The sequence below is a fragment of the Roseivirga sp. UBA1976 genome (assembly GCF_002336325.1).
GTDB classification, from domain to species: Bacteria; Bacteroidota; Bacteroidia; order Cytophagales; family Cyclobacteriaceae; genus Roseivirga; species Roseivirga thermotolerans.
Genome location: NZ_DDDQ01000146.1, coordinates 1 through 15,382, shown reverse-complemented (window position 1 = coordinate 15,382; position 15,382 = coordinate 1). Strand labels below are relative to the sequence as shown.

13 protein-coding genes are annotated in these 15,382 nt (G+C 43.6%); 9 read left to right on the top strand and 4 right to left on the bottom strand.

What is annotated here, in order from left to right; translation table 11 throughout:
- Positions 1 to 144: 144 nt before the first annotated feature.
- Positions 145 to 684: a prephenate dehydratase domain-containing protein gene (locus B3763_RS14890; protein ID WP_286747514.1), complete on the bottom strand. Its 540-nt coding sequence runs from the start codon at positions 682 to 684 to the stop codon at positions 145 to 147.
- Positions 677 to 1,777 carry a chorismate mutase gene (locus B3763_RS14885; RefSeq protein WP_286747513.1) on the bottom strand — a complete coding sequence of 367 codons (1,101 nt, stop codon included), beginning with the start codon at positions 1,775 to 1,777 and terminating at the stop codon, positions 677 to 679. The genes B3763_RS14890 and B3763_RS14885 overlap by 8 nt, the downstream gene beginning before the upstream one ends.
- Positions 1,778 to 1,856: 79 nt before the next feature.
- On the opposite strand from B3763_RS14885, the gene B3763_RS14880 reads away from it, so the two are divergent.
- Both B3763_RS14880 and lysS read left to right on the top strand, forming a co-directional pair.
- On the top strand, positions 1,857 to 3,068 hold the full coding sequence (locus B3763_RS14880) for a proline dehydrogenase family protein (protein WP_189630304.1): 1,212 nt from the start codon (positions 1,857 to 1,859) through the stop codon (positions 3,066 to 3,068).
- A 68-nt stretch (positions 3,069 to 3,136) separates the two neighbouring features.
- Positions 3,137 to 4,846: a lysine--tRNA ligase gene (gene lysS / locus B3763_RS14875; RefSeq protein ID WP_286747512.1), complete on the top strand. Its 1,710-nt coding sequence runs from the start codon at positions 3,137 to 3,139 to the stop codon at positions 4,844 to 4,846.
- A 103-nt stretch (positions 4,847 to 4,949) separates the two neighbouring features.
- On the opposite strand, the gene B3763_RS14870 is transcribed toward lysS, so the two are convergent.
- On the bottom strand, positions 4,950 to 7,775 hold the full coding sequence (locus B3763_RS14870) for a putative LPS assembly protein LptD (RefSeq protein ID WP_286747511.1): 2,826 nt from the start codon (positions 7,773 to 7,775) through the stop codon (positions 4,950 to 4,952).
- On the opposite strand from B3763_RS14870, the gene B3763_RS14865 reads away from it, so the two are divergent.
- From B3763_RS14865 to B3763_RS14850, 4 genes are all read left to right on the top strand, one after another.
- A complete protein-coding gene (locus B3763_RS14865; protein ID WP_189630307.1) occupies positions 7,768 to 8,571 on the top strand; it encodes an N-acetylmuramoyl-L-alanine amidase family protein in 804 nt (267 codons plus the stop codon). The genes B3763_RS14870 and B3763_RS14865 overlap by 8 nt on opposite strands.
- Entirely contained in the window at positions 8,571 to 9,530 is a 960-nt protein-coding gene (locus tag B3763_RS14860; RefSeq protein ID WP_286747510.1) for an MlaD family protein, read from the top strand. Before B3763_RS14865 ends, B3763_RS14860 begins: the two co-directional genes overlap by 1 nt.
- 101 nt (positions 9,531 to 9,631) lie before the next feature.
- Positions 9,632 to 11,260 (top strand): acyl-CoA carboxylase subunit beta, encoded by a 1,629-nt coding sequence (locus tag B3763_RS14855; RefSeq protein ID WP_286747509.1) that lies wholly within the window; start codon positions 9,632 to 9,634, stop codon positions 11,258 to 11,260.
- A gap of 2 nt (positions 11,261 to 11,262) precedes the next feature.
- Entirely contained in the window at positions 11,263 to 12,129 is an 867-nt protein-coding gene (locus B3763_RS14850; protein ID WP_286747508.1) for a transglutaminase-like domain-containing protein, read from the top strand.
- On the opposite strand, the gene B3763_RS14845 is transcribed toward B3763_RS14850, so the two are convergent.
- Positions 12,123 to 12,743, bottom strand: a complete 621-nt coding sequence (locus tag B3763_RS14845) for a 4'-phosphopantetheinyl transferase family protein (protein WP_286747507.1) — start codon at positions 12,741 to 12,743, stop codon at positions 12,123 to 12,125. The genes B3763_RS14850 and B3763_RS14845 overlap by 7 nt on opposite strands.
- Positions 12,744 to 12,808: 65 nt before the next feature.
- Between B3763_RS14845 and B3763_RS14840 the strand changes: the two genes are divergently transcribed.
- The 3 genes from B3763_RS14840 (at position 12,809) to folB (ending at position 15,020) form a co-directional block, all read left to right on the top strand.
- Positions 12,809 to 13,735 (top strand): WD40 repeat domain-containing protein, encoded by a 927-nt coding sequence (locus B3763_RS14840; RefSeq protein ID WP_286747506.1) that lies wholly within the window; start codon positions 12,809 to 12,811, stop codon positions 13,733 to 13,735.
- Complete coding sequence (locus tag B3763_RS14835; protein ID WP_189630313.1) at positions 13,732 to 14,571, top strand: DivIVA domain-containing protein; 840 nt, start codon at positions 13,732 to 13,734, stop codon at positions 14,569 to 14,571. The genes B3763_RS14840 and B3763_RS14835 overlap by 4 nt, the downstream gene beginning before the upstream one ends.
- Before the next feature lie 83 nt (positions 14,572 to 14,654).
- The gene (folB, locus tag B3763_RS14830) at positions 14,655 to 15,020 is read left to right on the top strand and encodes a dihydroneopterin aldolase (protein ID WP_286747505.1); all 366 of its coding nucleotides are present in this window, start codon (positions 14,655 to 14,657) and stop codon (positions 15,018 to 15,020) included.
- Positions 15,021 to 15,382 lie beyond the last annotated feature (362 nt).

Below are 15,382 nucleotides of genomic sequence, written 5' to 3'. Positions count from 1 at the left end.
CTTAATAAGCTGCGGTTCACCTCACCTTTTCGATAAAGTAAAAAAAGTAAAAGTAAGCCGCGAACAATGTTTTCATGGCCTAAACATATTCATCTTAGTTTTCTAAAGAAAACATTATTTGAAAAAAAATCGGAAAACGATTGTCTAGGCCCTGATCAAACCAAAAGTGGTGGTGTTATGCTTTTCATCCTGAATGCCCCCGGCAATAATAAGTAAGCCCTGAGACTCTAAGGCCTCTTTTGAGCTAATAACGGCTGCCTGAGAGTCGCGGCTATTCTTAAGTTCGTCTATGGCTCCGGCCGTACTCGAGCTGGCAATGAACTTTATATGACTGTATTTAGAAAAGAAATGTGTGGTTTCTTTAATGGCCATGGGGTGCGAAAAAACCTTGCGAATGCTCTTTATCGTGTTTGGTTTTAGACTCCCCAAACACAGATTTACCGGCAGCTCAAATTCCTCTATCAATTGAAGCCCTCTTTGGCGTATGGTTTCGAGATTATTGCCCACCTGACCGGAGTGTGAGTTTCTGAGGGCAACGAGAGCCTGTTTTATTTGACCCTCTTTCAATGCCTTAAAGATGGTTTCAAAGTTTTGAAAATAGGCAAAACTAAGGTGAGGCAAGAAGCGCTTTCTTGCCAGATCGTGAAAGGTGTTTTCCGGACCGAGTAGTCCCAAGTCAGTCATTAGGTAAATTTAGGTTTTGTTCTTTTTTGTTGAACACCTCAGTCTGCGTTTTCACTGACTGTTGGTGTAATAATCTTAACACTTCTACTACAAACTGGCGATCAAGGTTTAGCTGATCGGCCCATTCTTGTCTCGACTGAAAAATTTCTTTCCAGCGGCTAAGTTGAAAAATGGCTACGTTATTTTCTTTTTTAAACTCACCAATTTTTTCAACCAGGTTCATGCGCAGATTCAAAGCCTCCAGCAGTTCACGGTCGGCCTGATCTATTTGTTCTCGAATGAGCTCCAGTTGGTTAATGATGTTTTCTTTAGTAAACACATCGTCTCGTAGCAACAAACCATTGATAAGGTCAGGAAGGTTGGCTGTGGCAATTTGTTGGGCGGCATCACTCCAGGCCGCATCAGGCTTGCAGTGCGACTCAATCATTAGCCCGTCATAGTTGAGGTCTAGCGCTCGTTGGGCAATTTCAGCAACCAGTCCACGATCGCCCGCAATGTGGCTGGGGTCACACAAGAGTGGCAACTCCGGAAACTCACTCTTCAGATCTAGAGGTATTTGCCACATGGGCACATTTCTGTATTTGTTTTTCTGGTAGCTATGAAAGCCCCGGTGTATGGCTCCTAGCTTACTTACTCCCGCTTTGGAGAAGCGCTCTAGCGCTCCTTTCCAGAGCGACAGTTCCGCATGAATGGGGTTCTTTATAAAAACGGGTAGTTCCGAACCCTTAAACGACTCGGCAAGTTCTGCCACATTAAAAGGGTTTACGGTGGTTCGGGCACCAATCCAAACCAAGTCTACTTCATACTTGTGAGCCAGCTCAACATGTTCGGGAGTAGCTACTTCCATGGCAAATTTAAAAGGAGTCTCCTTTCTAAGGGCTTGTACCCATTGCAATGCGCGTTCGCCATGTCCTTCAAAATTCCCCGGGCGAGTCCTGGGTTTCCAAATACCACCCCGAACAAAGTCTACCTTATCAATAATAGGGAGAACACTGTTTCTCAGTTGCTCCTCCGTTTCTACACTGCAAGGGCCTGAAATAAGCAAAGGTTTATTGTATTGAGGGTACCAGTCTTTAAGTTCGCGCACAACCATTCTATTCCTGTTTTACAGAGCCTTAACAAATGTAGAAAGGTATTGGTTTGTTGTTATATTTGCCGACCGAAAATCGCCTATGGAACTAAAGAAGTTTGTTGATTTTGATGAGCTGGAAGTGGCTTTTCGTGCTAAAACTGATGAAGCTCTCAAAAAACGTCATTTCATTTTTTCTACCATGCAATGGCCATGGTTGGTAAAATTGGGTACAAGCCTTACCAAGTTTGCACTAGCCACCGGGCTTCCTGTAAAGAAGCTCATAAAATCTACCATCTTCGATATTTTTTGCGGAGGAGAAACGCTCGATGGCTGCCAAAGATCCTCCAACGAACTGGCAGCTTTTGGAATAGGGGCCATCTTCGACTACTCAGTAGAAGGAGAAAAGTCTGAAGAGGGATTCGACCAGACAACCAATGAGATACTTCGCACCATAGAGAGGGCAGGGGAAATGGAATATATCCGTTTTTCGGCCTTTAAAGTAACGGGGTTGGCTTCTTTCGATCTGCTCGAAAAAATTCATGCCGGAGAAAAACTTACTCAGGAAGAGGAGGCTGCTTACGCCCGTGTCTTTGATAGGGTAGACAGAATTTGCCGTCTGGCCTATGAAAAGGATGTTTCTGTATTGATTGATGCCGAAGAAACCTGGATTCAGAAGCCAATTGATGAGATATCTCAGAAAATGATGAGTATCTACAACCGCGAAAAAGCACTCATCTATTATACTTTTCAGATGTACTGCCATAGCATGCTCGATAACCTAAAAAGTATGCACAGGCAGGCCGTTGATAGCGGCTACCGGTTGGGGGCTAAATTGGTTCGCGGAGCCTACATGGAGAAAGAACGCGATCGGGCTGAAGAGTTGGGCTATAAAGATCCTATTCAACCCAACAAAGAAGCAACCGACAGGGATTTTGATCTGGCGGTAAGGTATTGCGTAGAAAATATCCACCAGATCGGTCTTTTCTGTGGTACCCACAACGAAATTTCTAACTACAAACTCACTCTTGTTATGGACGAGTTTGGCTTGCAAAAGAATGACCACCGTATATACTTTAGTCAGCTATATGGCATGAGCGATCATATTTCGTTCAACTTGGCCGATGCAGGTTATAATGTAATAAAGTATGTGCCGTACGGTCCTTTAAAAGCAACTATTCCATACCTTATTAGAAGAGCCAATGAAAACACCTCGGTGAAAGGGCAAAGCGGAAGAGAGCTTAGCTTGCTAAGAAAGGAGATGAGCCGAAGAAAATTATTTAAGAAACAACTAGGCCATCAGGATAAATTTTAGTTCTGCCTGAGTCTGTTCGTATTATCCTGTTGAATCATTAACTTTGCGCTCCAAAATTTTGAAGCGTCATGCAAGCACTAAGCGAACAGGAGATACAAAGAAGACAAGAAAGGGAGGAACTAGAGCAACTAGGCATTAATCCTTATCCATCAGAAACATTCGAGGTTACTGCCTATACCAAAGAGATAAAGCAGAATTTCGAAAAAAATCCTGAGCAGTACAAAGAGGTAAGCCTTGCCGGACGCATTATGAGCCGAAGAATTATGGGTTCAGCATCTTTTGCTGAACTGCAAGATTCTGAGGGCAGAATTCAAGTGTATCTGAGGAGAGATGACCTTTGCCCGGGAGACGATAAAACACTCTATAATACCGTATTTAAAAAGGTATTGGGCATAGGAGATTTTATAGGCATTAAGGGCTACGCTTTTAAAACCCAGGTGGGAGAAATTTCAGTACACGTTACTGAGCTCAAGGTTTTGGCCAAATCGTTGAAGCCACTTCCATTACCAAAAACAGATGCCGAAGGCAAAGTGCATGATGCCTTTACCGATCCTGAACAACGTTACCGTCAGCGGTATGTTGATTTAGTAGTAAACCCGCACGTAAAAAAGACCTTCGTACAGCGCACGCAATTGGTAAATTCTATGCGCAACTTCCTGGCCGATAGAGGGTATCTGGAAGTAGAAACTCCCATTCTTCAGCCCCTGTATGGTGGAGCTGCCGCCAGACCGTTCAAAACCCATCACAATACGCTCGATATGACTCTTTATTTGAGAATAGCCAATGAGCTATACTTAAAGAGGCTTATAGTAGGAGGTTTCGATGGTGTATTTGAGTTCTCTAAAGACTTTAGAAACGAAGGGATGTCGCGTTTCCACAACCCCGAATTTACCCAGGTAGAGCTTTATGTAGCTTATAAAGACTACAATTGGATGATGGATTTGGTGGAGGAAATGATTGAAAAGGTGGCGCTGGACCTTCATGGAACCACCGAGGTGCAAGTAGGAGAGCATAAGATCAACTTCCAGAGGCCATGGAAGAGGTTTACCATGTTTGAGGCTATAGAACACTTTACCGGGGTTGATATTTCTCAAATGAACGAAGATGAATTGAGAAAGACGGCCAAGGAACTAAAGGTTGAGGTGGACGATACCATGGGCAAAGGAAAACTCATCGATGAGATTTTTGGTGAACACTGCGAGCCAAAGCTCATTCAGCCAACTTTTATTACCGACTATCCGGTAGAAATGTCTCCTTTGGCCAAGAAGCACAGAACCAAAGAAGGACTGGTAGAGCGTTTTGAGGCTATTTGTAACGGAAAGGAAATTTGCAATGCATTCTCTGAATTGAACGACCCGATAGACCAGAGAAAGCGCTTTGAAGAGCAGCTGGAGCTTGGCAAGCGTGGAGACGATGAGGCCATGGTTTTAGATGAAGACTTCTTGCGCGCACTGGAGTATGGAATGCCACCAACGGCCGGCTTGGGAGTAGGCATTGATAGACTTTCCATGATTATGACCAACTCCAACTCCATACAAGATGTATTGTTCTTCCCTCAGATGAAACCTGAAAAGAAGGTGTCTGTGGAGTTGAGCGAAGACGCAAAAGGAGTACTGGATGCTCTGAAGGCTGCGGGTGTTACCGATCTTAATGTATTTAAAGAGAGTACCGGGCTTTCTAACAAGAAATGGGATAAAGCCATAAAAGAATTGACCCGCAATGGGTTGGCCAAAGTGCAAAAGACTAACGATGCACTTACAGTAGAGCCGGTAGCCTAATCGCTACAACAATTCTAAAGATCCTCTTAAAGTACCGGACCAAATAAGGTCGCAGTCTTTGAGAGGATTTTTTTTACCGCAGTCCTTTAAAAGAAATGTAGCATTAGAAAGAGGAGAATCCACCTCGGTTGTTTTCAAACTGGCTTCTTCTGCGGCTTATTTTCAGGTCTTTCAGTACGGAAGACTTAATCTGAATATCGATAGTATAAGAAGTAAAGGCACCAAATGGAATCCAGTTGCCTCGCATTTCCCAACAACCTAAGTCTCTATACAAACCAATAGAAGTGGTGGTGAATTCTTTTTCGAAGAAATCGTAGCCGGTATTATATGTGATTTGCCATTTTGGAGTAAGAGCCACCTGTCCATGAGCCTTTACCGACTGGCGTGTTACCTGGTTAGTGGGTGTCCAGCGATAACTGTAGTCATAGCTCAACCGAATGTTCCAGGGAATTTCCACATCCACATAGGCATTTGGGTCATAAAAATATTCACCCATTTGGGCTGCCAGTGCACCACCACCATCGTTTAACGAGCCATATTCGTTCTCATTATTGTTGCCAAAGCCATCACCCCCGAAATCTCCAACACCAATACTCTCGCCACCAAAGCGTCCACCACCTCCCATAGGGGCCGAAGCCTTCGAATTAAGGTTGGTGGAAAGGGAGAATCGGGCACTTGTGATTCTGCCCAGCCCCTGGCCGGATCGAATGGCCAGTACATCAACAGGCCGTAAAGTGGTTACGCCTTCAGAGGTTTCGGGCAAATAGGCATAAGGATCGAGCGTGGCCCCCATATTGATGTTTAGTTTTCTATCGAAAAGGGTGGTTCTGGCAGTAATTTGAATGGGGGATAGCCTGAATGAATCGGCTAAGAAGTTATAAGAACCCTGTAAATTAAGGCTTTCCAGTAAGGCTACTTTCTCCGACTTGGCTGTGTCGCTCTTTACTTTCATTTCAAATTTGTTATTGAGCGAAAAACCTAAGGCAGCAGACTCTCCCAGACTTGGTGTACCAAAGCGGAAACCATCGTATTTAGAAAGCAATCGGAATCTTCCCCCTCCGGTGGTGTCGGTTTGTACGAGCTGATAATAGCCATACTTTGGATCGCTAAAATCAGGCCTGTAGCTAAAAGAAACTGAAGGAGTCATGATATGGCGGATGGCTTCAACCCTGCGACTTCTCTTGAAATTGAACATGCCATAAAGCTGGGTGGTCATTCCAATACCGGCCGAATAAGTCATCGATCTGGAAAAACCATTGATGGTGTCTATTCTCACAGCATTCTGGTCTTCGAGAAATTCATATTGCAGTTCTTCCAGATACCAGAGTTCTTCTATTTGAAAAGAAGGCGAAAAGTTAAGGTAGGTTAGTGCCGAAAAGGAGGTGGAAACATCGATGTTGTGTCGGGCACCGTTCTTTGCATTGTCCAGTAGTTCTCCTAAAGTGTCAAAACCAACGGCAATGGTGTCGTTTGCCTCAGCTTTGTTGGCAATTTGAAAACCCGCACTTCCGGGTCTTACAATGTTTGTGATTTGGTTCGATGCATTAAATCGCCAGCCAAAGTTGAACCTTTTTAAAAGGTCAATGTCTGAATTTTGCAAAGGGTATACCCGGTTCATGTTCAGCGACATTTCCGGTAATGAAATGTCTATAATCCCAGTCTGTACGTTTTGGTTGTGGCGGGCACTAAAGGAATAGCTAAATGGTGAGCGAGGTATTACCCCACTATACTGCACATTCGACCTAAACTCCGACCGTATATTGTTCTGAAGGTTAACGGTACCCAGGTTGTTCTGATTGTAGGTGCTTGTTCCTGCGTTTACACTGGCCGAAAAACGCCCGTTGCGCCCTCTGGAGTCGGGTCGGTGAGACCAAGAAACCCAAAAGTCCTTAGAGTCCAAGGCATCTACTTCATAGTCGGGTGTAATGTTGCGATTATAGGTAAGGTCAAACTGCCCACTGAATTTATAGCGTTGCTTATATACCGATCGAATACGAGTAGCCCAGCTTCCTTTGGAGTAATAATCGGCTGTAACTGCGGTGTGAATATTATCGTTCCAGGCAAAGTAATAGCCTCCTTCTTTTAGAAAAAGCCCTCTTCTTCGTTCATCTCCATATTTAGGAAACAGAATGCCAGAGGTAGATTCTTGCGTGTCCGGGAAATAACCAAAGGGAAGCCCCAGGGGAGTGGGTATGTCACCTACATACAACAGAAAAGGGCCTGTTATTACATTTTTACCCGGGTTAATTTTAATTTTTGAAGACTTAATGTAGGTGCCTGCATCAGGGTCGTCCAGACAGGGTATAAATTTGCCGTCCTTTATGTACGCACTCTGATCGGCATTTCTTTTCACTACACTGCCGCGCAAATGGCCATCTTGCTGTTTGGTGGCCACACCTTTAATTATGGCCTTTTGTGTTTCAAAATTGTAGCGAATCTCTTCGGTATCGAAAATATCAGGGCCATCCTGAAAAATTGGTCTGCCCACCCAGTTGCCCAGCGAATCCTGAATACCGGTGGCCATTAGCTCGTTCTTGTTTTTATCTATGGTTATTCTTTCTGCAACCAGCTTTATATTACCATATTCAATTTTAGCGTTTCCGTAGAGGTAGGTTTGGTTGGTAAGCAGTTTGGTGATGATGGAGTCTTCAGCGTAGTATTTAATGGTGGTTTGAATCCCTCCAACCACAACCTGTAGCGAATCGGAAATACCCGGTACGGTGTCGTTTTTAACCGGTTGTTCGGCTTCGGCACGATTTTGTCTACTTTCTTGTCCGGCTCTTATAAACTGAGCCTTCAAAGAAGAAGTACAGAGTATGGCTAAAACAATGAAGAATATTTTCCCGTTTGAAAACACGCTGAATTTCGGTTTTTCCGAATTTTTAAGATTTTTGCGTAAAGTTATCTCAATCAGCCGTTTCATGCGCATCGAAGTGAAATTTTATCTGATTCCTTTAGTTCTTTTAACACTTCTGGTGGTATGCCCGACTGTTTCGCCCGCACAAACGGCCAAAAAGAAGTATAAGGTAGTTTTAGACCCCGGACATGGTGGGAAAGACTCCGGTACAAGAGGTTCCAAACTTTTGGAAAAGGATGTGGTTTTGGCCGTTACTCTTAAAGTGGGAGAATATCTTGAAAAATATACCGATGACATTGAGGTGATTTTTACCCGCAAAAAAGATGAGTACAGTCACCCCAAAGTTCGTGCCACGCTAGCCAACAATATGGAGGCCGACTTGTTTGTGTCTATACATGCGAACGCCATGCCTGCCGGCAACTCTCATGTTTACGGTACTGAAACCTACGTGATGGGAACCAAAAACGAAGGAAGAAACTTTGAAGTAGCAAAGCGTGAGAACTCTGTAATTCTTCTGGAAGAAGACTATAAAGAGCTTTATCAGGGGTTCGACCCCAATGCCCCGGAGGTAAATATTATGTTCGAAATTATGCAGGAAGCATTTCAGGAAAACAGCATTTTGTTAGCGCAAAACATTGAGGAGCAGTTTTCTAAGCGTGCGGGCAGACACAGCAGAGGGGTAAAGCAATCGAGTCTTTGGGTACTTTGGAACACAGCAATGCCAAGTGTTTTAATAGAAATAGGTTATCTTACCAACCCGAAAGAAGAGCGAGAGCTTTCTACCCCTGAGGTTCAGGAGTATATTGCTTCGGCCATTTTCAGGGCTATTCGCGACTATTTCGAGTATCAGAAAACGTTAGATAACTAGTGGCTAAAGGTAAAGAATTCAAAGTTGGTCTTTTTGTAGTGCTCATGGCAGCATCGCTCTACATTGGGTTTAATTACCTTAGAGGGCTCGATGTCTTTTCTCCGCTTACCACATACTATGTGAAATATCCCAATGTAAGTGGGCTCAACAAGGGTGACAGGGTTATTCTCAATGGTCTTGATGTAGGAAGCGTAATAGAGAGGCGTTTTTCTAACGAACAGTACAATGAAATTTTAGTAACGCTGGCTATAGATAAAACCATTAAGCTCACCGATAGTACCCTGGCCAGATTAGCTAAGCCTGATTTTCTTGGAGGAATTGAAGTGCAGTTGGTATTGAATTCCGGAGGTACTCGGATACTGGAAAAAGGCGACACGCTGATCGGAGAAATTGATGGAGGTATTACAGAACTACTTACTCAGGAAGGCCTCTCGGCAGCCAATCAACTCACCGCCTTGGTGAATAGAATAAACAATGTGTTGGAGCCATTTGCTGAAAAAACGGATACCATTGCGGCAGCCATAGATAATTTCAAGAAACTTTCAGATGGGCTGGTTGTTACCAACGAGTTGGCCCAGGCCTCAATGGAACAATTCAACCTTAGGCTGGAATATGTAACAGATTCGCTCGTGGCGGCCATGGGAGGTGTAAAGCCTCTAATGGACGAATACAAAAAGCTGGGCGAAAAGCTCAATGCGGTTGATGTGGAGAGCAGGCTGGAACGAATCGATTCGGTGCTTTATTCTACGCAGAGCTTCCTTGCCCGACTCAACTCTGATGATGGTACACTTGGCAAGCTGCTTACCAACGACTCCCTGTACAATACCCTGAATCGGACCATGGCCGATTTAGATAGTCTGATGATCGACCTGAGGTACAATCCTAAGCGTTATATGCACTTCTCTATTTTTGGCAGAAAGAACCGTCCGCCAGCCGATAGTAGGAAATCAAACAGGTAGTGCAAAAACAGTAGCTCCAATTTCAAGTTTGAAATCTGAGGGTGCAGGTCTATTTTTAGCCTGTAAACCGTAATAGAAATTGAGCAACTCACTTAAAGGAAATGGATTTAGAATTCAATAAAAATGACGACAGCATGCGTCAGCTGCTTTTTCAGTTAAATACCAAACTGAAGAAAGTTAAACTTGGCGGAGGAGAGAAAAAGATAAAAGCACAGCACGATAAAGGAAAGCTTACTGCCCGAGAGCGTATCGACTACCTTGTTGACGATTCTGATGATTTTGTTGAAATAGGAGCTTTTGCCGGAGACGGCATGTATACCGAAGTTGGCGGATGCCCCTCAGGTGGAGTGGTCACAGGAATAGGAAGGGTTAGTGGACGTCAATGTGTTATTGTGGCCAACGATGCCACTGTAAAAGCAGGAGCCTGGTTTCCAATAACCGCCAAAAAGAACCTGAGGGCTCAGGAGGTAGCCATGGAAAACCGGTTGCCCATTATTTATCTGGTCGATAGTGCAGGTGTTTTTCTTCCCATGCAAGATGAAATTTTCCCCGATAAAGAACACTTTGGCAGGCAATTTAGAAACAACGCCCGGATGTCTTCAATGGGAATTATTCAGGTAGCTGCCATTATGGGAAGTTGCGTGGCCGGAGGAGCCTATTTACCCATTATGAGCGATGAGGCAGCTATTGTAGATAAAACAGGCTCCATATTCCTGGCAGGCTCTTACCTGGTAAAGGCCGCCATTGGCGAAGATATTGATAATGAAACTCTCGGAGGAGCAACCACCCAAAGTGAGATTTCGGGAGTAACCGATAACAAGTTTCCAAATGATGAGGCCTGTTTGGACTACATAAAATCCATTTTCGATAAAATTGGGGAATTTGAAAAGGCCGGTTTCGACAGAAAAGAACCCCGGCTGCCGCAGAAAGATCCCGATGAACTCTATGGAATAATGCCTCAAGACAGGGTGAAGCCATACGATGTGCGCGAAATTATAGCTCGCCTGGTAGATGGCTCGGAGTTCGATGAATACAAAGAGAAGTATGGCCAAACCATAGTATGTGGCTATGCCCGAGTTGATGGTTGGGCTGTTGGAATTGTAGCCAATCAGCGGGTTGTGGTTAAGTCGAGAAAAGGCGAAATGCAAATGGGAGGAGTGATTTACTCTGACTCTGCCGATAAGGCCGCTCGATTTATAATGAATTGCAATCAGCGGAAAATTCCTTTGGTGTTCTTGCAGGATGTAAGCGGATTTATGGTAGGCAGCCGTGCCGAACACGGTGGTATTATCAAAGATGGCGCTAAAATGGTCAATGCAATGGCTAATTCGGTAGTACCTAAGTTCACCATTATTACAGGCAATTCATTTGGAGCAGGCAACTATGCCATGTGTGGCAAAGCCTATGATCCACGCCTCATTTATGCCTGGCCGACCGCACAAATAGCGGTAATGAGTGGAGCTTCTGCGGCCAAAACCTTGCTTCAGATAAAAGTATCTACACTAAAAGCCCAAGGTAAAGAGATAAGTGAGGAGGAAGAAAAGAAACTACTCGATGAAATAAAGGCTAGCTATGATGAGCAAATGAGCCCATATTACGCTGCCGCCCGTTTGTGGGTAGACGGTATTATTGACCCCAAAGACACCCGAAAAATTATATCTAAAGGAATAGAAGCTGCTAATCATGCCCCCATTAAAGAAGCATTTAATGTAGGAGTGATTCAGACATAAGTATGGAAGAGACAAATCATTTAAACAATAGTGAGCTCAAGGCATTGGTGTCATTGTTAGACGATGACGATGTGGAGGTGGTTCAGCATGTGGAGAATAGAATCATGGCCTTGGGAACCTACATTATTCCTTACCTGGAGTTTGAATGGGAAAATAGCTTTAACCCGGTGGTGCAAAAGCGCATAGAAGAGTTGGTGCACAACCTGCAGTTTGAGTTAACAAAAGAAAAGCTCTATGCCTGGAAGGTTCAGGGAAACCACGACTTATTGGAAGGTATGTGGCTGATAAATACCTATCAGTACCCCGATCTGGAATTAGAGCAACTCAGTAAAGAAGTAGAACAAATTTATTATGACGCCTGGTTAGAGTTTAAGACGGATTTACACCCTGTAGACCAGGTAAAGCTGCTCAACTCGGTAATGTTCAATAAGCTGAAGTTTGGAGCAAACACTAAGAACTTTCATTCGCCAGGAAACTCCATGCTCAATGTGGTGTTGCAAACCCGAAAAGGTAATCCTATATCGCTTTGCATAATCTATATGTTGGTTGCTCAAAAGCTAAAAATGCCAATTTATGGAGTCAATCTGCCCAATTTGTTTGTAATGACTTACAAGCAAGGCGATGTGCAGTTCTACATCAATGCCTTTAACAGAGGCTTGGTGTTTTCTAAAAAAGAAATTGATGAGTACATCACTAACCTGAGGTTGCCTCCGAACGAAAAATTCTATGAGCCTTGTACTAATCTGGACATTATTGCCAGAGTGTTACGCAATCTCATGAATGCTCATGAAAAACTGGGTAATAATGACAAGGTCAATGAAGTGCAGCAGATGCTCTCCATTATAGAAGCCAGCAAAGAAAATCAGTAAGCAATAACCGTAGTCAAAGGAGTGTCTGCCGGCAGAAAAAGCTTGTATAGAGATACTCCCTCATCTCTCTCAATAATTTTTCCTTCACCGTAGGGCCTGTCCAGGTTCTTAGTGATGAGTTGTTCTGCAAAGATTAACTGAGTTCGGCCGTGCAATTTGTACAAAGCCTCTTTGGCACTCCATACCCGGGTTAGGCGATTAATATCCCCATCTACCCATTTGCGTTCGCTGGAATGAACAAACTTATGAGCGATTTTGAGCACCTGCTCACGCTCGTGTTCAATATCAATACCTATGGGGCCATTGAGGTTTATAGCTGCAGCAGCATAACCCTTAGCGTGCGAAATAGATAGCCCTATGCTCTCGTCTACCAAATGAGGTTTGCCAAACTTATCCTTATAAATCTCGAAATCGCCAAACGGCTCTAGTAGAACCCGCAACGCACAGCGTGCGGCCAGCGATTCGATTCTGCGCGATTCTACTTTTATACTGTTTAGCTCCTCATCCTGAATGGTCAGGTTCAAAAACTCCTGCAGAGTGTCGGCCTCCTCTTCAATTTGCCAAATGGCAAAATGAACATTTTCTTCTACTTCACCTTTTTTAATAATAGGCATCTGCTTTCTAAGTTTTTGGTTGGCGGCTGCTTAGCTTTGCAACGGATAATTCAAAGGCCAAAGATATGTCTAAAATTCAAGTCGCTAAAGTAAATACTCTTGCTGCCCATCAGGATTGTGTTTACGCCTTAGCACCAGGGCCCCAACCACATGTGTTCTTTTCTTCGGGTGGCGATGGTGTAGTAGCCCAGTGGGACCTTACCAACCTCGAACAGGCAAAGATGGTAGCTAAAGTGCCCAATTCTGTATATGCCCTTTGTTATTATTCCCAACGCAATGCACTGATTGTAGGCCAAAACTTCGATGGCATTCATATTATCGATCTTACTGAAAAGAAGGAGAAGGGTTCAATTAAATTGGGTAATGCGGCTATTTTCGATATAAAGGTAATGAACGATCATATTTTCTGTGCATTGGGCAACGGAGAGGTTCATGTGCTGGATATTGCCACACTTCAAACCTTACGGGTTATTAAAGCTTCCGACAAAAGTGCCAGATGCATCGCCATTAGTCCGAAAAACAATGAGTTGGCGGTTGGGTTTAGCGATAATTATATTCGAATTTATAACCTGCAGACATTCAGTAAGAAAAAAGAGTTTGAAGCTCATAAAATTTCGGTTTTTACCGTACAATATTCATCCGATGAGCGTTACTTAATCAGTGGTAGCAGAGATGCCCACCTGAAGATTTGGGAGGTGAACCAAAGCTATGAGCTCAAACAAGCCATAGTGGCTCATATGTATGCAATTAACCACCTGGTTTTTAGTGCTGATGGCAAACATTTTGTAACTTGTAGCATGGATAAGTCGATAAAGGTCTGGGATGCCGCGACTTACCAACTCCTTAAAGTAATCGATAAGGCAAGGCACGCAGGGCATGGCACCTCAGTCAACAAAGTGCTTTGGTCAAACTTCAACAACCTATTGGTATCGGCAAGTGACGATCGGAGTATATCCGTTTGGAATATTAATTTTAATCTTTCTGAGGAATGAATATTACACCATTAGAAATTAGACAAAAGGAGTTCGAAAAGAACTTTAGAGGTTATGACAAAGACGAAGTCAAAGCCTTTTTGAATTCGCTTTCCCTGGAGTGGGAGAAGCTCAACGACCTGAATAAGGAGTTGAAATTTAAGTTGGAAGCAGCGCAAGAAGAAGTGAAAAAACTACGGGAAGTAGAAAACTCGCTTTTCAAAACGTTGAAAACAGCAGAAGATACCGGGGCCAATATGATTGAGCAAGCCACAAGGACTGCCGAGCTGCACATGCGCGAGACAGAGATGAAGGCCGATGCCCTGATGAGTGAGGCTAAATCCAGAGCCAAGTCGATTATCGAAGATGCTGAAGATAAGGCGCGTATGATTGTGGACGATATGGAAGATGAGATTCGTCAGTTAGAGCAGGTGTTCAGAAGCTTGGATGCCAACAAATCGTCTTTAATGAGCGATTTGAAGATGCTGGCTGAAGATATTCTTTCAAAACTCAGCCGACACGAAGATTTTCCGGCCGACATTAAACCCCACCTCAAAAAAGCAAAGGAGTTAGCAAGGGAGGTCAATGACAATGTGGCTCCCGTAGATGTGAATAAAATCATCGCCCACAACGAGAAAAAAGAAGCAGAGGCCAGCATTGATGAAATGGTGGAAGATTCTGACGATGAAGAAACCATTGCTATGGTAGAGGCCATTGATGAGGCCCCGGAAGCTGAAACTCAAAAAGAGGAAAAGGTAGAAGAAGAGCCCAAAGCCAAAACACCTAAAGAAGAACAAATGGTTGAAGAAACCACTGAGAAGAAAGAGAAAGGTTCTTTTTTCGATCAGTTTGATTGATTCAATTAGCTCACTTCATAGCATAGATGGTGTATTCACTGTCGAATGAGTGAGGATATTCATTCCAATATTTAAACGAATCGATGAACAAAGATATCGTTGCGCTGGAAGGCATGGAGTTCTATGCCTTTCATGGTTTTTATGAAGAGGAGAGAGAAAAAGGTAATCATTTTGTGGTGGATGTTGCCCTGACCACCTCATTCGAAAAAGCAGCTGAAACCGATGAACTTTCCGGTACCGTCAACTACGAAGAACTGCATGCGCTAGTGAAAGCCGAAATGGAAATCCCAACCAAGTTATTGGAGCGCGTGGCCGGCAGAATTATTGAAAAATGCTTCGAGCAGTTTCCAACAGCTTCAGAAGTGAAGGTGTCTGTAGCCAAGAAAAATCCGCCTATTGATGCTAAAATTGAGCAATCCAAGATAACGATGATCCGGGCACGTAAATAGTCCGTGATTTTGTCATTCCCGTCCCGAAAAAAATCGGGAGGAATCCCCAAACCCTTTTCAAAACAATTGAGATCCCGATCAGGTCGGTAATGATGATCCAATTGAAATTTGGGGTTTGTTCAACCTAAAAAGGTTTTTATCCCGACTTGACGGAGATATCTACCCCGCTTAATCATGACTTTCATAATTAAGTTTTAGGGTTACTCATTTAGATCGCATTTGTTAGATCCAGTATACTAGCCACAAGCTGTGTCCTCACAACGTCTTTTAACAGCCATTTGTGAGGGCACAAATGGAGGCAAGGTTCAGAAATATATTTCTTGCGACTTAAGTAAGTAACCCTATAAATTTTTATAAACTAA

Bases quoted from the DNA above. Each gene is read 5' to 3' on its own strand.
- B3763_RS14845 (WP_286747507.1), bottom strand. From the start codon at position 12,743: ATGCCTATTATTAAAAAAGGTGAAGTAGAAGAAAATGTTCATTTTGCC.
- lysS (WP_286747512.1), top strand. From the start codon at position 3,137: ATGCAAGCACTAAGCGAACAGGAGATACAAAGAAGACAAGAAAGGGAG.
- B3763_RS14880 (WP_189630304.1), top strand. From the start codon at position 1,857: ATGGAACTAAAGAAGTTTGTTGATTTTGATGAGCTGGAAGTGGCTTTT.
- folB (WP_286747505.1), top strand. From the start codon at position 14,655: ATGAACAAAGATATCGTTGCGCTGGAAGGCATGGAGTTCTATGCCTTT.
- B3763_RS14855 (WP_286747509.1), top strand. From the start codon at position 9,632: ATGGATTTAGAATTCAATAAAAATGACGACAGCATGCGTCAGCTGCTT.
- B3763_RS14850 (WP_286747508.1), top strand. From the start codon at position 11,263: ATGGAAGAGACAAATCATTTAAACAATAGTGAGCTCAAGGCATTGGTG.
- B3763_RS14890 (WP_286747514.1), bottom strand. From the start codon at position 684: ATGACTGACTTGGGACTACTCGGTCCGGAAAACACCTTTCACGATCTG.
- B3763_RS14885 (WP_286747513.1), bottom strand. From the start codon at position 1,777: ATGGTTGTGCGCGAACTTAAAGACTGGTACCCTCAATACAATAAACCT.
- B3763_RS14870 (WP_286747511.1), bottom strand. From the start codon at position 7,775: ATGCGCATGAAACGGCTGATTGAGATAACTTTACGCAAAAATCTTAAA.
- B3763_RS14835 (WP_189630313.1), top strand. From the start codon at position 13,732: ATGAATATTACACCATTAGAAATTAGACAAAAGGAGTTCGAAAAGAAC.
- B3763_RS14840 (WP_286747506.1), top strand. From the start codon at position 12,809: ATGTCTAAAATTCAAGTCGCTAAAGTAAATACTCTTGCTGCCCATCAG.
- B3763_RS14865 (WP_189630307.1), top strand. From the start codon at position 7,768: ATGCGCATCGAAGTGAAATTTTATCTGATTCCTTTAGTTCTTTTAACA.